The 21036-nt window shown below is 35.5% G+C and carries 18 protein-coding genes, 1 tRNA gene and 3 pseudogenes; 6 read left to right on the top strand and 16 right to left on the bottom strand.

The annotated features are described in order from the left end of the window. Position 1: 1 nt before the first annotated feature. The 7 genes from murD to bshC form a co-directional block, all read right to left on the bottom strand. The gene (gene murD / locus B5P37_RS09955) at positions 2-1351 is read right to left on the bottom strand and encodes a UDP-N-acetylmuramoyl-L-alanine--D-glutamate ligase (RefSeq protein WP_085238067.1); all 1350 of its coding nucleotides are present in this window, start codon (positions 1349-1351) and stop codon (positions 2-4) included. Next, the gene (gene mraY, locus B5P37_RS09950; RefSeq protein WP_085238066.1) at positions 1352-2317 is read right to left on the bottom strand and encodes a phospho-N-acetylmuramoyl-pentapeptide-transferase; all 966 of its coding nucleotides are present in this window, start codon (positions 2315-2317) and stop codon (positions 1352-1354) included. 202 nt (positions 2318-2519) lie between these two features. Then, the gene (locus B5P37_RS09940) at positions 2520-4673 is read right to left on the bottom strand and encodes a penicillin-binding protein (protein WP_085238064.1); all 2154 of its coding nucleotides are present in this window, start codon (positions 4671-4673) and stop codon (positions 2520-2522) included. Beyond that, positions 4654-5046 (bottom strand): cell division protein FtsL, encoded by a 393-nt coding sequence (gene ftsL, locus B5P37_RS09935; protein ID WP_085238063.1) that lies wholly within the window; start codon positions 5044-5046, stop codon positions 4654-4656. The genes B5P37_RS09940 and ftsL overlap by 20 nt, the downstream gene beginning before the upstream one ends. Positions 5047-5062: 16 nt before the next feature. Further along, positions 5063-5998, bottom strand: a complete 936-nt coding sequence (rsmH, locus tag B5P37_RS09930) for a 16S rRNA (cytosine(1402)-N(4))-methyltransferase RsmH (protein ID WP_085238062.1) — start codon at positions 5996-5998, stop codon at positions 5063-5065. A gap of 14 nt (positions 5999-6012) precedes the next feature. After that, complete coding sequence (mraZ, locus tag B5P37_RS09925; RefSeq protein ID WP_085238061.1) at positions 6013-6444, bottom strand: division/cell wall cluster transcriptional repressor MraZ; 432 nt, start codon at positions 6442-6444, stop codon at positions 6013-6015. A 145-nt stretch (positions 6445-6589) separates the two neighbouring features. Beyond that, complete coding sequence (gene bshC / locus B5P37_RS09920) at positions 6590-8203, bottom strand: bacillithiol biosynthesis cysteine-adding enzyme BshC (protein ID WP_085238060.1); 1614 nt, start codon at positions 8201-8203, stop codon at positions 6590-6592. A gap of 132 nt (positions 8204-8335) precedes the next feature. Between bshC and B5P37_RS09915 the strand changes: the two genes are divergently transcribed. After that, positions 8336-8785: an N-acetyltransferase gene (locus tag B5P37_RS09915; protein WP_085238059.1), complete on the top strand. Its 450-nt coding sequence runs from the start codon at positions 8336-8338 to the stop codon at positions 8783-8785. Between the two features lie 248 nt (positions 8786-9033). On the opposite strand, the gene B5P37_RS09910 is transcribed toward B5P37_RS09915, so the two are convergent. Next, positions 9034-9720 (bottom strand): YjjG family noncanonical pyrimidine nucleotidase, encoded by a 687-nt coding sequence (locus B5P37_RS09910; RefSeq protein ID WP_085238058.1) that lies wholly within the window; start codon positions 9718-9720, stop codon positions 9034-9036. Positions 9721-9986: 266 nt separating this feature from the next. After that, a complete protein-coding gene (locus tag B5P37_RS09905; RefSeq protein WP_085238057.1) occupies positions 9987-10118 on the bottom strand; it encodes a beta-class phenol-soluble modulin in 132 nt (43 codons plus the stop codon). A gap of 867 nt (positions 10119-10985) precedes the next feature. Here B5P37_RS09905 and B5P37_RS09900 point away from each other — a divergent pair. Continuing rightward, positions 10986-12266, top strand: coding sequence for a TrkH family potassium uptake protein (locus B5P37_RS09900; protein WP_244898611.1), 1281 nt, complete (start codon positions 10986-10988; stop codon positions 12264-12266). A gap of 79 nt (positions 12267-12345) precedes the next feature. Here B5P37_RS09900 and B5P37_RS09895 read toward each other — a convergent pair whose 3' ends face one another. Beyond that, positions 12346-12789, bottom strand: a complete 444-nt coding sequence (locus B5P37_RS09895; protein ID WP_169710804.1) for a VOC family protein — start codon at positions 12787-12789, stop codon at positions 12346-12348. Positions 12790-13080: 291 nt separating this feature from the next. Here B5P37_RS09895 and B5P37_RS09890 point away from each other — a divergent pair. Beyond that, positions 13081-13154, top strand: a tRNA-Arg gene (locus B5P37_RS09890). Positions 13155-13392: 238 nt separating this feature from the next. On the opposite strand, the gene B5P37_RS09885 is transcribed toward B5P37_RS09890, so the two are convergent. Next, on the bottom strand, positions 13393-13596 hold the full coding sequence (locus B5P37_RS09885) for a hypothetical protein (RefSeq protein ID WP_085238054.1): 204 nt from the start codon (positions 13594-13596) through the stop codon (positions 13393-13395). Between the two features lie 107 nt (positions 13597-13703). Here B5P37_RS09885 and B5P37_RS09880 point away from each other — a divergent pair, with 107 nt between their 5' ends. Both B5P37_RS09880 and B5P37_RS09875 read left to right on the top strand, forming a co-directional pair. After that, on the top strand, positions 13704-14378 hold the full coding sequence (locus B5P37_RS09880; RefSeq protein WP_085238053.1) for a putative immunity/bacteriocin fusion bifunctional protein: 675 nt from the start codon (positions 13704-13706) through the stop codon (positions 14376-14378). Positions 14379-14632: 254 nt separating this feature from the next. Then, positions 14633-16313: pseudogene (locus B5P37_RS09875) on the top strand (IS1182 family transposase). Between the two features lie 656 nt (positions 16314-16969). On the opposite strand, the gene B5P37_RS09865 reads toward B5P37_RS09875, so the two are convergent. The 5 genes and pseudogenes from B5P37_RS09865 to B5P37_RS11840 form a co-directional block, all read right to left on the bottom strand. After that, positions 16970-17353: a hypothetical protein gene (locus B5P37_RS09865; protein WP_085238467.1), complete on the bottom strand. Its 384-nt coding sequence runs from the start codon at positions 17351-17353 to the stop codon at positions 16970-16972. Between the two features lie 373 nt (positions 17354-17726). Continuing rightward, positions 17727-18482, bottom strand: a complete 756-nt coding sequence (locus B5P37_RS09860; RefSeq protein ID WP_085238051.1) for a CHAP domain-containing protein — start codon at positions 18480-18482, stop codon at positions 17727-17729. Between the two features lie 12 nt (positions 18483-18494). Continuing rightward, positions 18495-18749: a phage holin gene (locus B5P37_RS09855; protein WP_085238466.1), complete on the bottom strand. Its 255-nt coding sequence runs from the start codon at positions 18747-18749 to the stop codon at positions 18495-18497. A gap of 19 nt (positions 18750-18768) precedes the next feature. Continuing rightward, a pseudogene (locus tag B5P37_RS09850) lies at positions 18769-19359 on the bottom strand (N-acetylglucosaminidase); the annotation flags it as partial. Between the two features lie 779 nt (positions 19360-20138). Then, positions 20139-20222: pseudogene (locus B5P37_RS11840) on the bottom strand (XRE family transcriptional regulator); the annotation flags it as partial. Between the two features lie 151 nt (positions 20223-20373). Between B5P37_RS11840 and B5P37_RS09845 the strand changes: the two are divergent. Then, complete coding sequence (locus B5P37_RS09845; protein ID WP_085238050.1) at positions 20374-21000, top strand: LexA family transcriptional regulator; 627 nt, start codon at positions 20374-20376, stop codon at positions 20998-21000. The last annotated feature ends 36 nt before the right edge of the window (positions 21001-21036 follow it).

Here is a 21036-nt window from a genome sequence, read left to right as displayed (position 1 = left end):
TTTAATGTGAGGGTAAATGTGCTCTAAATGCTTGGATAAAACGTTCCCCACGTTGTTCAAACGTATCATATTGGTCCCAACTTGCACATGCCGGAGACAATAACACGACGTCATTGGGTTCGATAATGTCTTGAACCTTGACGACTGCATCAGTCACATCGTTCGCACGAATGACAAATTTACCTTGACTCTCACCAAGTTTCACGAATTTTTCTTGTGTTTCACCAAATGTTACAACGACGCGTACATTTTCCATATACGGAATCAAGTCATCAAAACCATTTCCTCGGTCAAGCCCACCACATAACCATATAATGGGTTGTTTAAATGAACTTAATGCAAACTTAGTCGCCAACGTATTTGTTGCTTTTGAGTCATTGTAATACTTATTCGTTTTATTATTACCGATATATTGTAAGCGATGTTCGATTCCTGAAAATGTCGTTAATGATTGTATAATCGCGCTGATTGATACACCTGCCAAAATAGCTGCTAACACGGCTGCCAATATATTTTCAAGGTTGTGTTCACCTGGCAATACAATATCGTCTAAATGAATCAGACGAATCCCTTCATAAACGATGTAATCTTTATCGACATATATGCCGTTCACTTTGTGTTGTGTCGAAAAATATAAAACTTTAGCGCGCACCTTTGATGGATCAATTAAATGTCTTTGATTGTCATTAAAAATAAGGTAGTCACTTTCCGTTTGATTTTGATAAATTCGTTTTTTAGCCTCTTGGTAATTTTCAAGGCCTTCATGATAGTCTAAATGAGCCGAGTAAATATTCGTTATAATGGCGATATGTGGGCGATAATGTTCCGTACCTAGCAATTGAAACGATGACAGTTCCGTCACTAAATATTCATCCGCCTTGATTTCTTGAGCGACTTTCGAAGCGACATAACCGATATTTCCAGATAAACGCCCATTCTCTCTACTTTTATCAAACATGTCACCAATCAAAGAAGTCACCGTTGTTTTTCCATTTGTTCCTGTAATGCCAATAATCGGTGCTTCTGAAATAAGATAACTGAGTTCCACTTCAGTTAAAATTTTCAAACCTTGCTTTTCTGCCTCTTTAATAATCGGAATTGTGTAGGGAATGCCTGGATTTTTGAAAATAATCGGCGCTTCATCTAGCAAAGCTAAAGGATGTGCCCCACTGACAACATTGATCCCCATATCCTGCAAATCTTTGGCATGAGGATCCTGAGAAATATCATTACCGTCATTGACTGTGACCTCAGCCCCTAATCGGTGTAACAATTTGGCTGACTCATACCCACTTTTCGCTAATCCGATGACCAAGACTTTTTTACCTTTGAATCCCGTATAATTAATCAATTAACTCACTCCCATCCATAAACCAATCAATCCTGTAATCAAACCAACAGACCAAAATACAATGACAACTTTCCACTCACTCCAGCCAATGAGTTCAAAGTGATGATGCAAAGGACTCATTTTGAACACACGCTTCCCTGTCAATTTGAATGAAGTCACTTGAATCATCACTGACAACGTTTCTAAGACAAATACAAAGCCAACCAATAGCAATGTGAGTTCTTGGTTCAGCATCATTGAAACAGTCGCAAAAATCCCTCCTAAGGCTAAACTTCCTGTATCTCCCATAAACACTTTGGCAGGATTAATATTGTATGGGAGGAAGCCCGCAAGTGCAGCCACCATAATAATACAAAATATGCCAATGGCCGGTTGTTCAAGCACGAAACTCATAATGGCGTACATCGTAAATCCAATGATAGATAATCCTGTTGCAAGACCATCTAACCCATCTGTTAAATTGACTGCATTAGAAAAGCCCACTTGCCAAAAAATAATAAAAATCACGTAACCCCATGATAATGGAATGCTAACATCTGTAAACGGTAAGTGAAGATCTGTCGAAAAATCGAATGCATTAAATCCTTTTGCAACGATAAAGAAGATCACGGCAATCGCAATTTGAGCTGAAAGTTTTTGCTTACTTGTTAGCCCTTGGTTATTTTTCTTCACGACAATAATGTAGTCATCAATAAAACCAATTAAACCAAAGCCAATGGTTACAAACAGAAGTAACAACAATGGACTGGCTGGTTCTACAAATAGACTGGCAATCACTGTTGTCATGATTGCACCAATTAAAAAAGTTAAGCCCCCCATTGTAGGTGTTCCCGTTTTCTTCATATGACTTTGTGGACCTTCTTCTCGAATACTTTGGCCAAATTTCATCCTTTTTAACGTTGGAATTAAAATCGGCACTAAAACTGCAGTAATGACGAATGCGATAATTGCGCTAATAAACCCCATAATAATCTCCTTATCTCTTATTCTTTATCTCTTATTCTTTTTCTCTTATTCATAAAATCATCTTGATTCCGCTCTGATGTAAGCGCATCAAATGTTGTCGCTCGCGACATAATCGCGCACTTCCTTTGAATGCATTCATGATAAACAGGAGTGAGCGAGACAACGTCAAGTTGTGTCGTCAAATCTATCACTCCTGTTATCATTACTCGGTCTTCTCAGAATCAAGTGTGACTTCTATTTTACTATTTTTATCAACCAGCGACTGTGCTGTAATAGATTGTGATTTCACGAAGCCATTTCCTTTTACTTCAATTTTAATGTTGGTTAATGATTCAAAAGCAACTAAATCATCTCTTGTCCAACCTCGCATATCAGGCATCGTCCAATCACCATCTGTTAACAATAAAATGTGGCTATTCGGTAATAATTGCGACTCTGATGATGGCGTTTGACTCACGACTTTTTTACCATTACCGATAACAACAGGGTCTAACTTTTTACCTTTAATTTCATCAACTGCACGTTGTACAGTGTGATTTTCAACATCCGGTACATCACTAATTTTAGTTTTGCTACCATCTACTTCATTATCACCAACATTTAAATATTGTAAAGTGTTTTTCATAATTGGATTAAAGGCTTTGCTCACACCCATTTCATACGCTTCTTGATCATTTTTTTGCGCTAAGCTCATCCCTGCATAAACAACGATACGTGGATTGTTACTTGGTGCATGTCCCATAAAACTTACAAAATAAGGGTTAGGTCCTTTAACGTACCCCCCATTCTCAGGGTCTGCAACTTGTGCTGTACCTGTTTTACCACCGATACGATAACCCTCGACTCGGTAGTTTTTAGCATGACTGTCTTCACTATTAACAACTTCATCCAATTGTTTATCCACTTTTTTGGCTGTGTCACTCGTAATAGGTTTGCCTACAACTTCTTTTTTGCCTTCATAAAAAGTTTGATGAGACACCGGGTTCATCACAGATTGTATGAAATATGGACGCAACATTTCTCCTTCATTGAAAAAAGCTGACTGGGCTTGTAACATTTGCGCAGGCGTGACAGTTGTGGATTGACCAAAAGCAGATGTTTTTTGCATCAGTTCATTTTCCCATGCAATATTACCTTTTTGTTCACCATCAAACAAACTACCTGTTGACTTACCAAATCCAAACTTTTCATACCACGATTTCATTTTATCCGCACCAACAAGATCTTGAAGTCTCATCATCAATGTATTAGAGGAATAAGTAAACCCTAATCCCATGGTGATTTCTCCCCAACCTTTTTTGTTCCAGTCATATATTCTAGAACCTTGAATATCACGATAACCTGATTGATATTTTCGTTCAGGTTTAAATTCGCCTTCTTGAATTGCAGCCGCTAAGCCAAAACTTTTAAATGTCGATCCAGGTTCATACGTATTTTGATATAAATCATTCGCCCATTTTTTACCAAAGTCTTCTCCTGTTTCCGGGTTAAATGTTGGGCGTTGACTGTAAGCTAAAATCTCACCTGTTTTCGCATCCATAACGACAGCAAATAAATCTTTTGGTTCATAATGCTCAACCATTTTGTCCAAGGCTTCTTCCACGAACACTTGAATATTTGAATCAATCGTTAAATGAACATCATCTCCTCGTTGAGGTGCCACTTCATTTCGCGAATTCGGAATAATATATCCCCAGATATCTTTCGTAAAAGTCGCATGTCCATCTTTACCCGTGAGATAACTATCAAATATTTTTTCTACACCTAATGCCCCTTTCAGTTTACCTGTATCAGGGTCCTTTTGGGCAATACCAATCAGATGTGAGGCAAACTTACCATTAGGATAAAAACGTTTCACTTCTGGATAGAGCGTAATTCCTGGTAAATCCGCTTTTTCAATTTTTTCTTTATCATTGTATGTGAGATTTTTCCCTGCTTTACCAAATTCAACTTGGAATGCTTTTTTTGTGTTTAATCGTTTTTCAATATCTTCTTCAGGCATATCTATAATTTTCGAAAGTGCTTTAGCTGTTTTCTTCTTATCTACAACATGTCGAGGTTTCTTTGAATCTTTACTTGCTTGAGGGTCAATGACTGCTGCTAATCGAAAACGATCAACATCTTCAGCTAACACTTTACCGTTGCGATCGTATATTTTACCACGTTCTGCATCTTGGTCTAAATGAGACAAATATTTCTCATTTGCTTTGGCGATTAAGTTTTCCCCAGAAGAATGTCCCGTAAGCATCACAAAACCATACCTTAAAACCAATAGAAAAAAGAGCAGCCCGAAAACACCCATCAGGAGGACTGCTCCTAGCTTATTTTTTTTAATTTTAATTTTTCGCTTCGCCATCTTTACGCACTACCTTTACATTGTTGTTCTGTAAACGCATACCTTGCGCCTGAGCTTTTTTATAAATTCGTTGATATGAAGCATTTTCCATTGTCTCAGATTTTAATGCGCTGTTTTGACTTGATTGCTTTTCGATTTTTTGATCTAAATCTGCAATTTTCCCTCTTGTATCATATGCATCCATTTTTAAAGATAGCATATAAATACTAATCACAACAATGAGTGTTACTAATGTTATGTATAGCATTTTTTCAAATCGTGTTAATCTCACGACAACTTGCTTTTTGACACCTTGTTTTTGCGTCGCTTGTTTTTTCCGTGGTTTAACTTGCGGTCGATGTTGATACGGTTCGTAAACTCTTTCTACAGCCATTGTCTTGTTCGCCCCTCTATTTTAAAATTTCAGCCACTCGAAGTTTGGCACTTCTCGCACGATTGTTTTCTTCCAAGTCTGCTTCGTCAGCAATGATTGGTTTTCGGTTTACACGTTTTAATTTAGGTGTATACGCTTCAGGAATAACAGGTAACCCTCTCGGTATTTCAGGACCTTTTTCATATTCTTGAAATATTTGCTTACACAAGCGGTCTTCTAACGAATGAAATGTAATCACAGAGATTCGACCATTCACTTTCACATTTTCAATCGCTTGTTCGAGCGAGTCTTCAAAAGCTGAAAGTTCATCATTCACTGCTATACGAATCGCCTGAAAAACACGCTTCGCTGGATGCCCCCCTTTGCGTCTTGCTTTCGCCGGGATACCTTCTTTAATACATTCAACTAATTCAAATGTTGTTTCGATTGGTTGCTGTTGTCGTCGAGCTTCAATTTTACGAGCAATTTGTTTAGAAAATTTTTCTTCGCCATATCGAAAAAAGATTTTCACTAATGCTTCATAAGACCATGTATTAACGACTTCATATGCAGATAAGGATTGAGACTGATCCATTCTCATATCCAACCTCGCATCATGTTGGTAACTAAATCCTCGTTCAGGCACATCGAGTTGAGGGCTTGAAACCCCTAAGTCATAAAGAATGCCATCCACTTTCCCTACATTTAATTCTGTTAAAATTTGTGCCAAGTTTCTAAAATTGTCATGTACAAACACAACTTTATGTAAATCTCGCTGTAATTTTTCTTTCGCATGATGAATCGCTGTCATGTCTTGATCAATTGCGATCAATCGCCCTTCATCTGATAATTGGTTTAAAAGATATTGCGAATGTCCTGCACCGCCTAGCGTACAATCCACATAGATGCCATCTTTCTTAATATTCAGTTGATCCACTGTTTCTTTTAATAACACGCTAATGTGATGGAACACTGCAAACCCTCCGTTTAAAAATCAAAGTCAATTAAATCTTCTGCAATCTCTTCAAAGCTTTCTTCTGACTCATCATAAAAGTCATTCCATGTTTGACGATCCCAAATTTCAATACGATTAGATACGCCAATCACTGTACAATCTTTATCGAGATGTGCATACTCTCTTAATTTTGCTGGAATATTAATTCTTCCTTGCTTATCGATTTCCACTTCAATAGCCCCTGAGAAAAACATACGCATAAACTTTCTTGCGTCTCGTTTAGTCATTGGTAAGGTTTTCATCTTTTCCTCAATGGTTTGCCATTCATCCAGTGTGTAACCAAATAAACATTTATCAAGGCCTCGTGTGATAATAAAACGTTCATTTAAGTCATAGCGAAATTTTGACGGAATAATCATACGTCCTTTTGCGTCAAGCTTATTCTCATATTCACCCATGAACATTTTTTATCACCTCACCTTAAATATAATTTACCACATCTCTCCACTATCCTCCACTAATTCTGTAAAAATCTCCCATATTTATCAATTTAGACATAAAAAAAGCGTAATTCTTATAATAAGAATTACGCTCTAAGCACTGATATTATCACGTTTTAATGATGCTTTGTTGAAAAGTGTAACGAAGTGGAGGGAAAGTGGAGGACGTATACATCTCCATCCCAAATTCATTGAGTAATTGGAGCGGATTCCATATACGCTCTTGTAACCCGCCCATTGGATGGAGCGTTTGGGATAAAATCTGAAAATGGCGCATACTGATTTCATTTTCGCGTTCAATATTTTTCAAATAACGCGTCTCCAAATATTCATTTTGTTTCATTTGAATTTGATGATTCTTTTTCAAAAGTTTACGTTGAGGTTCTGAATCACCCATTTGTACGCATAATTTTTCATAAAAGTCTTGTTGTTGTTGACGCATCTGCCGAATATCTTCCAACACTGCATCAGATGCCTGTGCACGAATGAATTGTTCACGTGCTGCTTCTGTTCCATTAATGATGAGCTCAGACGCATCGAGTTGATATGTCTTTAATAACTTTTCAACTTTCGGTGTGAGATAAGTCATTCGCATGCGAGGTAATACGATTGGCATTTCAATCTCCATTGTATGAAAAACGCCTTGCAACTCAGCCCAATACTTAATTTCACTCGGTCCACCGATAAAAGCGACCGTGTTAAAAAGCCATTCTTCAGCAATCGGCCGGGTCACTACATTGTTTGAAAATAAGTCTGGTGATTGCTGCACGAGATCTAACAATGTCTCACGATGAAATGTCATCTCTGATTTGCTTAAGTGATATACGCCATTTTCATACTTCAACAATTGACGTTGGCCATCGTAATGCATAAATAAATGAACATTAGAATCCGTATGAATCATCGGTGCCAGTTCAGCATCAACTATGCGTTGTTGTTGTGTTCTAAAGGCTTGATCAATCTGTTCGTGTTTGTCGATAAGTTGTTGTAGCAACGGGATTTCCATTTCACGTAACGCTTCGAATTGTGCGTCAATCAACAATAGTCCTGATGATTTGAAGCACGCCTGAACTATTTTCTTAAACAACGAAGTCCAATGATCAGATTGTTCTATGAATTTTAGAATTGTGTTGTACAGCGTTTTAGTATGTGTCGTTTCAGGTAAAACAGCAAAGTAATCCGTCAATGCCTGCTTTAATGCCTCTTTATTGGGCTGATAGCGTGTGATATTGGATTCTGGTGGGTGCATTGTATGATATTTTACTTTTTCTAAACGCCCCGATTGTTGATGCATCACATACGTATGATCTACTTCACCAAAATCATGGTCCTCTCCTGCAATCCAAAAAACTGGAACAACCTCTGTTTGATAAGTCGCTTCAAGTTCACGTGCTTTAACAATAATCGACACAATTTTATGAAAAGTATAGAGTGGTCCCGTAAATAATCCGGCTTGCTGACCTCCGATGACGACCTTTGCCCCATGCTCTAATGCATGTAACGCCTTTTCTTGTGCTACTGTTAAATCCAAATCCGCCATATATTGACGAATGACTTGAGCTAATTGTCGTTCTCTCCCATTACTTGGCTGTTGCATACGACGTTGATAACTTTCATCTAAAGTCGGGTCATAATCAAAAAATTGTAAGATTCGTTGTTCTTGTTGTATTAAGCCTGCGATAAATGAATCCGACTCATTGACGCTCATATTTAAACAATCCATGCTGATTTCTCCTTAAACAGTATTCCATAACAGTATAATGGTTACGGAGGCCAATGACAATTTAACGGCTTGCTTCAAAATTCAAAATAAATAGGCTATAATTAAATCAATAAACACAAAGGGGGTAATCACATGACTAAAGTTGTACACCTCGATATCAACTACAAAACTGAGGAACTTTTCGAAGACTTTCGTCAAAATTTTGGTAACAAGGACTTGTATATGGTCAATGAGTTACATGGGGAGATGATTGATGCAAGTTCAGAATCACCTTTTTTCGGCATTTATGTGGGCGAAAAAATTGGTGCACGTATGGCACTTTATCGAAAAGGTGAAGTTGAAGAAACATTTTTTCCAAATTTTGAAGATTATTTAGTTGTATGGAAATTAGAAGTACTCAAAAAGTATCAAAACAAAGGTTACGGGTCTGCACTCATTGCATATGCAAAGTCGTATCAATTGCCTATCAAAGCAATTGCAAGAAATGAGTCAAAAGCATTCTTTATCAAAAATGGCTTTACTGATTTAGAGGTTAAAAACGACGATGGCCACGATATCCTCATTTGGGAACCTCAAGCATAGACAAATTCGAATCAGGTCATCCTACGCTCGTGACGCTCACGGCCAACTGTGATGTTGATGATATTCAACATTTACAAAAGTGGCTCACATGGGTGGATTGAAAATGCCATTACTTATTGAGCGTCGTGAAGTTGATTCGTCTTAAATCAAATAAACAAAACCCACTAAATGTGATACACCCCAAAAGTTGAACAAATTACCAACTTCCAGGGTGTATTTTTATGAAAACGTGTCCTCACCGAACGTCTTTATAGTAAAAGCTCGGCCAATGCTTTTGTACTTTCGATTGTGTACGTCGGTTGAATCCCCGTCTGGTTACTCAATTGGCGATGATTCAACCAACACGTATCAATCCCCGCATTCAATCCACCTTGAATATCTGAAGTCAATGAATCACCGACAATTAAAAAGTCTTCCTTCTGATACTGTGGAAACATTTCAAATACACTGTTAAAGAAACCGACGTGCGGCTTCTGCACCCCCACTTTATCTGAAATGAAAATATAATCCATGATTTCCTCCAGATTTGTTCGTGCAATGCGACGTTCTTGTGTATCTGTAACCCCATTTGTCACAATCGCTAAAGCGTAGCGCGTGTATAGTTTTTCAAGCAACCATTCCATTCCCTCTAACCACTTTATCGGCGCCGTCGCTAAACCATCGCGAAAGATGACATCCGCTTCTGCACCATCCACAGTCATCCCATATGTATCAAACGTCTCAATAAAGCGGTGACTTAATACTTCGCTTTTAGAAATTTCACCCCGTTGAAACGCTTCCCAATGATTTTGATTTATTGTTTTAAACCGGTTGTAATCGTGCAAATGTTTAGGAACACGGTATGTCTTCATTAAGTGCCCGTACGCATACACTTCTGCATCGTGAAAATCCACAAGTGTATCGTCAAAATCAAATAAAATTGCTTTGTATCGCATCGATGCCACTCCTTTTATGAAATATTAACTTCCCCAAGTTTATCAAAATCACACATCACTGTCATGATTTTGATCATCCTCTCAACATACCAAATCGTAATAACGTATAAAAAGATGATACGTCCATGTCATGTGGATGCCACACTTTAATATGAACGTATCATCACTAGACGATTAAGCATCCCTTTTAACAAGGTGCGCCTAATCGATTTAATATGCTGTTTTTAGGAAAGTTTTGCATAAATTGTCAGGAGTTGTTATACAAATTAACCAAAGAAACCAGAAATGGCATCGACGCCTTTAGCAACGATATCTGCAATACCTGTTCCCATTGTTACCCAATCATGTGAGATACCTGCTTGAACAGTATCTTTAATGGCATTAATTAAATCTGACATCGTATACACCCTCCGTTAAGAAATATTTGATGAGCAAAGCACCCAATTTGTTTGCTTTGCTAACTATAATATAACGCACCCCCAATAACATTCCGTCAATTTTTCTCACATCGCTAAAAATAGTGCTCAATTGTTCTATTCGTTAAAATAATAGACACTTTTGTTGCCTAACTGTATTTACCAAATAACTTTGTTTATATAATGACAATATATTCTATTTAATCAAAAATAATAAAATATCAAATAGTTAAACAGTTAATGCCTTTGAGCCTAAACAGTTGGGCGCATATCTCATGCCTAACTGTTTCGTATCGCAGACAACACAAACAATTAGGTAGACAAATTAATGACTTACGACCTATTTCTCATAAAACTAAAGATATCGATTAAAATAAATGTATAAGTTAAACATGAGGAGGTCATCACTATGACATGGGTAAGCATTATTCTAGGTATCGTTAAATTAATCGCAGGTTTAGTTAACATGTTCGTAAAATAATACGCATCCTTTTTAACTGGCGTATTCAAAAAGGAAGTATCCCCACATCACGGGTACTTCCTTTTTTATATTGGATGCGTCACCTGGTCAATTAGAATGCGCACCCTTAAAAGATAATTGGTTAATCAACAACCGTTTTGACCTTCACCTATGAGATTTTTATACGTCAATGGACTCGAAATCCTCTTTAGCCTTCAATCTCCTATGGCAGTACAACCAAAATCATCTGCGTTATTCATATAGAATGGATTGGGTTTGAGGAAGACACAATCTATTTTCGTTCTTTGTTTTTCCAAAATAACATGCTATGATTACATAAAAATGAACGAACCGAGGGGTAGAAGATGTACAGCAAACGACAACCTATTATGTTATACTTGATTTTATTTTTAAGCACAACCTTAGTGGGGAGCCTACTACTCTACTTACCTTGGACTGGACGTCATCCTATTTCCTTTATAGATGCAATGTACGTTGCGACGAGTGCGTTTACAGTAACAGGCCTTTCCACAGTTGATATTACACAGCAATTTAATATTGTAGGCGAAACCGTTATCATGTTACTCATCCAAATTGGAGGCATGGGAATCGTCGCCGTTTCTTTGTTGGCACTGATGGTTTCACAAAAAAAGATTACATTTCAAAACAATCAGCTTTTTAAGTTAGAACTGAATATTGATGAAACATTAAATGTCGTTGATTTTGCGAAATTTATTTTTATTTTCACGATCTCATTCGAAGCCCTAGGTGCAATGGTATTAGCAACGGTTTTCGTGCCGACTTACGGTTGGTCCTATGGTCTTTTCATTAGTTTATTCACATCTATTTCAGCATTAAACAATGCCGGCTTCTCATTATTTAGCGATAATCTCGTTTCTTATGCACACGATCCAATAGTCAATTTAATGGTTGCTATTCTGATCATTGTCGGTGGAATAGGCTATATTGTTCTATTTGATTTAATGACAACACGCCAATTAAAACGGCTTCACGTCCATACCAAAGTGACGTTATTTGTGACTTTTATTTTAATTGTTGTAGGAACGCTAGGTTTTTTAATTTTAGAATATCACCATGCATTAAAAGGCATGTCTTTATCACAACAATTATTAGCATCCTTTTTCCAATCTGTGAGTACACGAACGGCCGGATTTAATACGATAGACTTTTCACATCTCGCACCAGGCACGTTAATGCTAACTATGGTGTTAATGTTTATCGGTGCTGGGCCAATCAGTGCTGCAGGTGGGATTAAAGTAACAACATTTACACTTGTGATTCTGTTTGTGATCACCTCTTTGAACGGCCATCGCTATACTCAGGTATTTCGACGGTCTATTGATCCGAGACAAACACAAAAAGCAGTAGCCATTACCTTATCCGCGATGATGTTTGTTATTTTTATCATTTTCTGGTTCTCAGTGGCTCAGCCCAATTTAAGAATTGAAGAGATTGCTTTTGAAGTCATTTCAGCATTTGGTACTGTCGGTCTTTCAACAGGAATCTCAACTGAGTATAACACCTTTGCTAAACTGCTCATTATTGTAACAATGATCGTCGGAAAAATCGGCGTTCTGACACTTCTAGGTTTACTTCAAAACCGTACAAGAGAAACGTATCATTACGCTAAAAGTCATTTATATTTATAAAAGCACTGAGCGCAATCAGAGATCCCATTTTAGTGAAACGATTTCTGACTCGCTCTCAGTGCTTTTTTACTTTTTATGATTAATTTGCATTTAAATCTTGACCATGTATCATCCAACGAATGCCATAGCGATCTTTGAACACACCCATTTTACCACCCCAAAACTGCTCTTCTAAAGGCATTTCGATGGTAATGCTGTCATCATCTTTTATACGATCATATAATCCTTCAACTTCACGCGCATCTTCTGCTACATTCACATCATAATCTAACATCAATGAAATCCCATCGGTAATATTCGCTTGTTTCCCAAATGCATCCGATGCAAACAATTGTTTTTGTGCAATGGTAAATTCTGCATGCATTGTCGCATCAGTCGCCTTTTCTTGTGGAATACCAAAATGGTTAGCTTGATCTTTTGCTACTGGTAAACGTTTAATATGTGTCGCACCAAAAACGGCTTCATAATATTCTAATGCTTCTTTCGTGTTATCAAATGCGATATATGGATATAACTCAGTCATTATCCTACTCCCTTTCATTCATATGATTTCTATTATTATATACCTTTAATCTATTGAAAGAAAACAAACGCACCCTTTGAAATTAAAACGCAAAGTCAAACCCGTACGACGTGACACAGTTCGATCACCATCGTATACATCTATCCTCACACCTTACGCTTATTTTGATAACAATTAAACCTTTTTAATTATTGTAAAATTTTGTATTAGGTGTTAAATGTATAGTTTTTTTCTTAAGGTTATGTTGATTTATCAAGTTTCATTCGCTATAATTAATCTTGTGTTAAAAATGTCCTGGTAGCTCAGCTGGATAGAGCAATGGCCTTCTAAGCCATCGGTCGGGGGTTCGAATCCCTCCCAGGACGCTAATTAATGAAATTTAAGCACTTTTTAATATTAAGAATCCTGTAACGACGGGGTTCTTTTTATTTTGCCTATCAATAACATACCATATAAAACGAATTTTTAGGGACCCATTAGGGACCCGAGTCCCTGTTATTACACCCCACCTATTGCAGGCGGGGTGTTTCCATAAAAAAATACCACACCGGTTAGGGTGTGGTGAGTAAAGTTGTTAAAGGAAAAGTTTTAATTATTAAAAAACTACTTACTTCTAAAAAGTAAGTACACTCCATACACAGATGTATTCACAACAACAGGTAATAAGCAATATATGAAAATTACAACAAAATTACCTTCAACTTTCCAAATAAAGAAAAATAAAACAATCAAAATAATACTAATAATTAAACCTAATAAAGGTAAACTTCTAACATACTTGTCTATATTCTCTTTTGCATCCTTCATAAAATCTCTCCTTAATAAAAAATAAAAATAATTGTTGACTTTAGAAAGCGATTACAATTAAAATCTAAGTATAAAATAAAAATACATTATTAATTTGGAAGAATCAAATGAAATTTTTAAAAATAATATCATTTATAGGATTACTACTATTGCTTATCGCCTTAAATTCAAATACCCTATACGCAAAAGGGCAACCAACACTTTTAGAGACCCAAAAAGAAAAGCTCAAAAATGAGAATGTAGAAATAACAAAAATGAGTGAAAAAGAAAAAGAAGATCTTGAAAAATTAACATCTAAAAACAATGACATTATTCAATTAGAAAAGAAAATCAAAAAAGACGGATTTACAGAATTTAAATTAAATGATGAAAATTCAAAATTAAAATACATAATTAAAAATCAAGACGGTAAAAAAGAGTACGGCTTTATAGTCAGCACAGTCTATAAAAATACAAAAACAAAAGAGATTATTGTTTCTGAGTTAATTTATGACAGCTATCATAATAAAATAACAAAATTTGTAGCTGAAAAAAGAAAACAAACTGAAAATAAAGAAGGCAAATTGATTGTAAATAAAAACTATATAGCGCAAGAAGATAATCAAAATGCACCTCAAGCAGTAGGATTTAAATGGAACGGTAAAGCATTTGCATGTAGTATGGGGGGACTTTATGCATGTGCTCATTATTGCGGAGTGTGGGCAATTGTAAACCCAATAGCAGGCGCAGGGTGTGAAGTGGTTTGTGGTACTGCATTCGCAGCAGCATGCTCTCTTAACTAATAATTTATTTCAATTACATTATTGGCACTACTCTTTTGACTTCTGTTTAGGGTATATTGACCAATTTGATTATAAATTTCTTATTAGCAAAAAAGTAGGGGGTGGGACATAATCCCCCCTAGTTTGTTAAAAAAGCTCTGATTAGATGTCAAAAAACATTTAATCAGAGCTCTTTTTAGATATGACTTAAAAAAATAAAGCACTTCCCGTATAATTATTAATAACCACAAAAATAATAGACAGGGGGGCTTTATATGTACAAAAATTATAACATGTTTCAACTTACACTTCCAATAGAAACTGAGATGTCTTTTCCAGAAAATGATGTCGTATTCATTATCAACAAGCTGGTAGAATCTATTCCCCAAGAAGCTTTTAATCCATATTATAGCCAAAGAGGTCCTTCATCATACCACCCCAAAATGATGTTAAAAAGCATACTGTATGGTTATACCCATTCTGTTTTTTCAGGCCGAAGAATCGAGCACCTTTTAAAAGATAGTTGCCGAATGATGTGGCTTGCGCAAGGCCAAACGCCAACTTATAGAACAATCAATCGTTTTAGAGTGAACCCCCATATGATGAAATTTCTACATATTTTATTTGTCGGTTTAAGAGCACAATTATTAGAAGATAAACTCATTACAGAGGATGTCATTTATATTGATGGCACAAAAATAGAAGCAAATGCGAATAAGTACACATTCCAATGGCTAGCTAGCTAATACGAAGCGTTTTAGTCAGTCTGTCATTGAAAAATCTACGGCATTATATGAGCAACTCGTTTCTGAAGAGATTATTCCTGAAATCAAGCGTGAATCTGGGCATGAATTAACAAGTGAAGAACTGAATCAAATAGAGACGCATTTAGGTTTTAAAGATGATGCGCTCACGTCTGAAATTGAAACGACTCAAGATGTAAAAACAAGAAAAAGCCTTAGAAAAGAAAGAAGTAAGGTGAGACAAAGTAAGAAAGCCGTCCAAGATTTTAAAGACCGTAAATTAAAATATGACAAACAAATGGAAATTTATGGCGACAGAAAAAGTTATTCTAAGACTGATCATGATGCGACATTTATGAGAATGAAAGATGACCACATGAAAAATGGACAATTAAAACCAGGTTATAACTTACAAATAGCAACAAATAATCAATTTATACTAGCCTACGGCGTGTATAATAAACCAGGAGATACGAGAACACTGGAGCCGTTTTTGAATGAAATGAAAGAATTATATGGTGACATTCCGGAGTATATCGTGGCAGATGCAGGTTACGGAAGTGAATACAACTATACCATGATACTAGATAAATTTGAGAAAACACCTTTGATCACTTATAGTATGTATCTCAAAGAGAAGCAGCGTAAATATAAAAACAATCCATTTATTACTGCTAACTGGGAATACAACGAGATAGAAGATTATTACATATGTCCGAATAAGAAGACATTACATTTTCAAAGTTACAGAAAGAGAAGAGACGGATACGGTATTCAAAGAGATTTTAAATTATATGCATGTGAAGAGTGTGTGGCCTGTCCATTACGAAGTCAATGTATGAAACAAAGTACTCACCCCAACACAAATAAAAGCTTATTTAAAAATCTAACTTGGGACTATTTTAAAGCTTTCACAAATAAGCAGCTTTCAGATCCAAAGAAAAAACACATTTATCAAAAGAGAAAGATAGATGTTGAATCAACTTTTGGAAATCTGAAGGCTAATTTGGGTTTCCAAAGATTATCGGTTCGCACTCAATCAAAAGTTGAATGTGAACTTGGCATCGCACTCATGGCAGTAAATATACGAAAACTGGCCAAAATTAGTGCTAGTTTTCGTTCGCTAATAAGAAAAAAGCCATCAAATTCTAAAAAAATGAATTTTGACGGCTTTTTCTTAATGGAACTGAAGGTCTGTGTCCCAGCCCCTTAGTAAATAATACTTGTCTTTATTTGTACTTTTCTTTTCACCACAATAAATGTTTAATAATCCATTTTCTATGATATTAGAAATTTCATTTTTCACCGTTCCCCTTAACCTCTTTCTATGTGTAGTAATGTAATTATACAATACATTTAACACAATAAAAATAGAAAATATTAAAAAACGCAATCAACATCGGGGAAAGACGTTGATTGCTACTACACACATTCATTATATAACATCAATAAAGGTAACTCAAATCCTTTAATTTATATTTAAGTTGCGTTATTAACTGTAAAAATAGGCAATCATTAAAATTGGGGCTATAACAAATTAATCAGAAAATAGAAATAACCACCCGTTAACTAGCATGGGTGGTTGAATATTTCGTTATATAATAACTTTATAATAAGAACTGTCAAGTCTGGAAGAGATTCGTTTAAAAAATAGCAATCTCTTAAAGTTTATTCTTTCTTTGCTTTGTAGTTTTTAACGGTAAAAATATATAAATTAAAAACATGAGCAAAGCAACATAGACAATGGAATAAATAATTATCATGATAAAATCGTCAGGCATAGGAACTAAATAATTCAAAGTACAGAATAGTAGTAGTGATAAAATACCAACTTTTAAAGAAAATTTAAACCTATCCATAAAATCACCCTTACTGATAACCCCATTTTATTGGTGTTAAAACATACACACCATCCGAATTCTTTTTAGATTTGAATTTTATATAAATCCCTTTACTAGTATCAACATTAGATGCTGCTATACTACCAAAGAAACCTCCAGCTGCAGCCCCAGGTATACCACCAGTTAACGCAGCAATCACACTAATTCCAGCAGCACCTAATGCAGCTATCGTTTTAGTGTATGCAGATGAAAGATACAATGTCGCTGAATCTTCCCCAGTTACAATATATTGAGTTTTACCTGCTCTTAATTTGTCTTCAGCTTTATACTTTTTTATTTCTTCTTTTGTGAATATATCTTCTAATTTATAACCTTGCTTCTCAAGCTCGTCAAACAAATCTTGATTGCTCAAATATTTAGTTTTTAATTGAGAGTTATCCGCTTTTTCTTCAGCGTTAGCAATAACAGAACCAGATGAAAATGCAATAGGAGTAACAAATAACAAACTAGACAATAATAATAAAGATGTTTTTTTAGAATACTTCTTCATATTAAAATCTCCTTTTTATAAAATTATTCCTTTTTCAACTTTCTAATTTGTAGTATAACATAATATTGTTTTATTTCAATTGATTTATTAATATTAAAGATGGAAACCATAGCTGTATGTGTTATGTTGTGTAATTATGCTAAAATCGTTATTATCATACAAAAAACAGGGCAGTCGCAATGACCGCCCTTTCATGTCGTGGATATACATAGTATATCATACTTTATTTTTGTAATCAGAATACTTCTTTTACAATCAATCTTTCGTGCCAAATCCATTCATTATGATTATTCCAATAGATGCGACACCAACCATCAATGATTTCAAAAACATAAATTAAAGTACCTGGTACGTATTCAGCTTGTCCGACGTCAAAACGATAATTTGCACGGTTATCACCATATCGTGTCGCTGATGTAGCGCCTAAGCCGTCCACTTTCGCATTAAAATAAGCACCTTTTGACCATTTGAGGTTATAAGGCGCTCTACTGCCACTGACAATCTTACTAGCTCCATTACCTGCAGCCTTGTGTGATGGCGGATTAATCTTATTAGCTATTTTAGAAGCAGTGTTCTCGTTTTTATAATGAGGACGGATAAAATGCGTACATCCATAGTAATTGTCCCATCTTAATTTTGCGGGGGTATTGGCATTGCCATCAAAATTTTGCTCTAAAATTAAGAACTGGTTTGTGTTACCACTATTATAAACAATACCAATGTGACCGTACTGCTTATAAATACCATTCCTAAACACCGCCACATCACCCACTTGCGGCACGAATAAAGGTGTATTTTCATAAATTGTAGCCATGTTTTTAAAGTCGTTGTTAATCGCATCTTTAGCGTTCCCCCACATTCGAATGCCTAACAACCAATAAATGTAATCAACAGCTAAGTCCATGCACTGGTATGCCCAGTAGCCGTCAAAATCAATGTATCTCCCTTCGTACCAACGTAAACGACTTATTGCCTCGCTATATGTTTTCATGTCATTCACCTCTCAATATTTTTGTCTAGGCTCTTCGTAATTAAGCGCTTGATCACTATCGCCAATACCAGATGTAGTCGGGTCTTGAATCACACCAACTAACACTAAAAACCCTAATACACCGTTTAATGTGTCAGTTAATTGTGTTGTGTAAACCTCAATATCATATCCAAAGATTTTAGCAATGTTTTGTGCGAATAAAAAAATGGCTGACAAAATCGCCACCCAAAATGTTTTTTGTTTTATTCTAATTTTCCAGTTAATCATTCCAAATGCCCCCATAATTTTATTTTTTGTATTGGTCATATATAAAATATTCACCTTTTAATCCTATGTTTTTATACATCGAACTAATCATTTGCGCCTGCACGCTCGCCCATCCAATATCCGTCGCATATTGATGTGTGCCTGGTTTTTTCGGGTTCCAACGCATACGATACAAAGTATTTTGACCTACATCGAAATACCCTTTCCCAACAAATTCGGCACCACCAATAATCGCTTTAGTAGGTGATGTCCATCCATGACTGCGTGCGAATCCCATTGCGTTATTTGGATTGTTGTCAAAAGCACCTATGCCGAAATAGTTATATACACCAGTTTTACCACTCGCAAAAAATGATGTACCATTAGCACTTTCTAAAAATGCGTGTGCAATCAGATAGATTTCATTAACGCCGTACTTTTTACAACCATCAGCAAACGCTTGACCTTGATTCTGTAAAGTCCCTTTACCTACAAGCAACTTGTTTAACTTATCAACTGAAATTCCTTGATATTGATTCAGCTTCAAAAACTGATAAACTTGTACGTTGTTGTTAAAGATTTTGTTAGTGTCCATAGCTGATTTAGTTTGCGATAAAGTTGCATTATACCAACTAACACCATTATTCGTTTGTGGTTTAGTACTTAAACTAAATTGAATATTTAACGCTTCTTTTAAAGTGTAGTTGCTAATAATTCTGTCAATCTTACTATCTTGATTATCCTTAATATCGCTACTAGGCTTTAATGCACTTGGAACGAATTTTGTATTTTCTTTAACAACTGTTCTTATACGCACTTTTTCGATAATATCCTTAGGTTTGCTGTTGAGTATATTATCTTTATCGTTAAATAGCTTAATTAGCTCGTTGACAGCCTTTTGATACTCTTTAGAAGCAAAACTACTAGACTTTAAAGAATCTTTACCAGTGTGCAGTTTGAACGTTCTCCAAGCGCCTTTGTCGATGATTATATTATAGACACTCATTTTTTTATTGTTAGCTTTCAATATTGATTCAGCTAACGACAAGCATTCAATTTCATTCATCTTATAATTATCACTAACAGCATTGTTTCAGTGATAGACAAAACTACTGCATTACTATAGTTATTAACAGCTTCTTCAATTGGCCTGCACGCCCAAACATTCAAACGATCAACAAAAAAATGAGGTAATTCATTAATATCTAAATCATTTCTATATTTATAAACATCAATTGTAGATAGTCCTGTGTTAGCATTCTTAATCACAATTTTATTTGGTTTGTTTGTTTTGTTTTGAGAATCAGAAATATAGTGAACAAAATGATTTGCTTTAACAACTTCAATTCTTGACGATGTAAATAATATTCTGTTTACTACTTTATAAATAGGTTTGTTAGATTCAGCGTTTTTACCTGCTTCTGACTGGGTCAAATCATATTTAGCACGTAACATCTTCAGTGTATACGGTTCTCTTTCTACTTTTACGCCCATTTTTCCACCTCATTTCTTAAGAACTGACTAAAGTATATTACGGTTAAATCGTAATTCCAACACTTAAACCGTATTTTTTATTTTTTTGTTGTATGATTTACGGAAAAGCCGTATAATAAGATTAAGCTATTAGATGAAAGGAGTGGTAAACATGTTAGGTAATAAAGAAGTAATGTCTAAAAATATTCGACGTTTGATGAAGGAAAATAACGTTGACAGAAAGCAATTATCAACAGATTTGAAAGTGAAATATACAACTTTATCCGATTGGATTAATGCAAAAACTTACCCAAGAATAGATAAAATCGAGCTATTAGCAAATTACTTTAATGTGAATAAATCAGATTTAGTCGAGGATAAAACCAAACCTCAAATCGACACATTACCTGTCACAGCAATTCCAGTTGTAGCAAAAATAAGTGCTGGATTACCTATCTACACAGAAGAAAATATAATCGAATATACATACATACCTTCTCAAATGACTAAAGGTGGCAAAGAGTTGTTCGGATTAAAAGTTTTTGGCGATTCAATGGACAAAGAATTTCGTGAAGGCGATGTTGTAGTAGTAGAAAAAGATTCTGTGGTAGAAAATGGTCAAATTGGCGTAGTAAACGTCAATGGATATAACGCAACTGTAAAACGAATTAGATACAACGAAGATAAAATTATTTTATTACCTGAATCTAACAATAGCGACCATTTACCACAAGTTTATACAAATGACGATGAAATTAAAGTCGTTGGTAAAGTTGTTTCAAGCATGAAATTTTATTAACAAGGCGCCCTCGAGGCGCTTTATATAAAAACAAGG

This window comes from Staphylococcus lutrae (assembly GCF_002101335.1).
Lineage (GTDB): Bacteria > Bacillota > Bacilli > Staphylococcales > Staphylococcaceae > Staphylococcus > Staphylococcus lutrae.
Note: the sequence above shows the minus strand (reverse complement) of the source record. Positions and strands in the feature narration are given on the sequence as shown.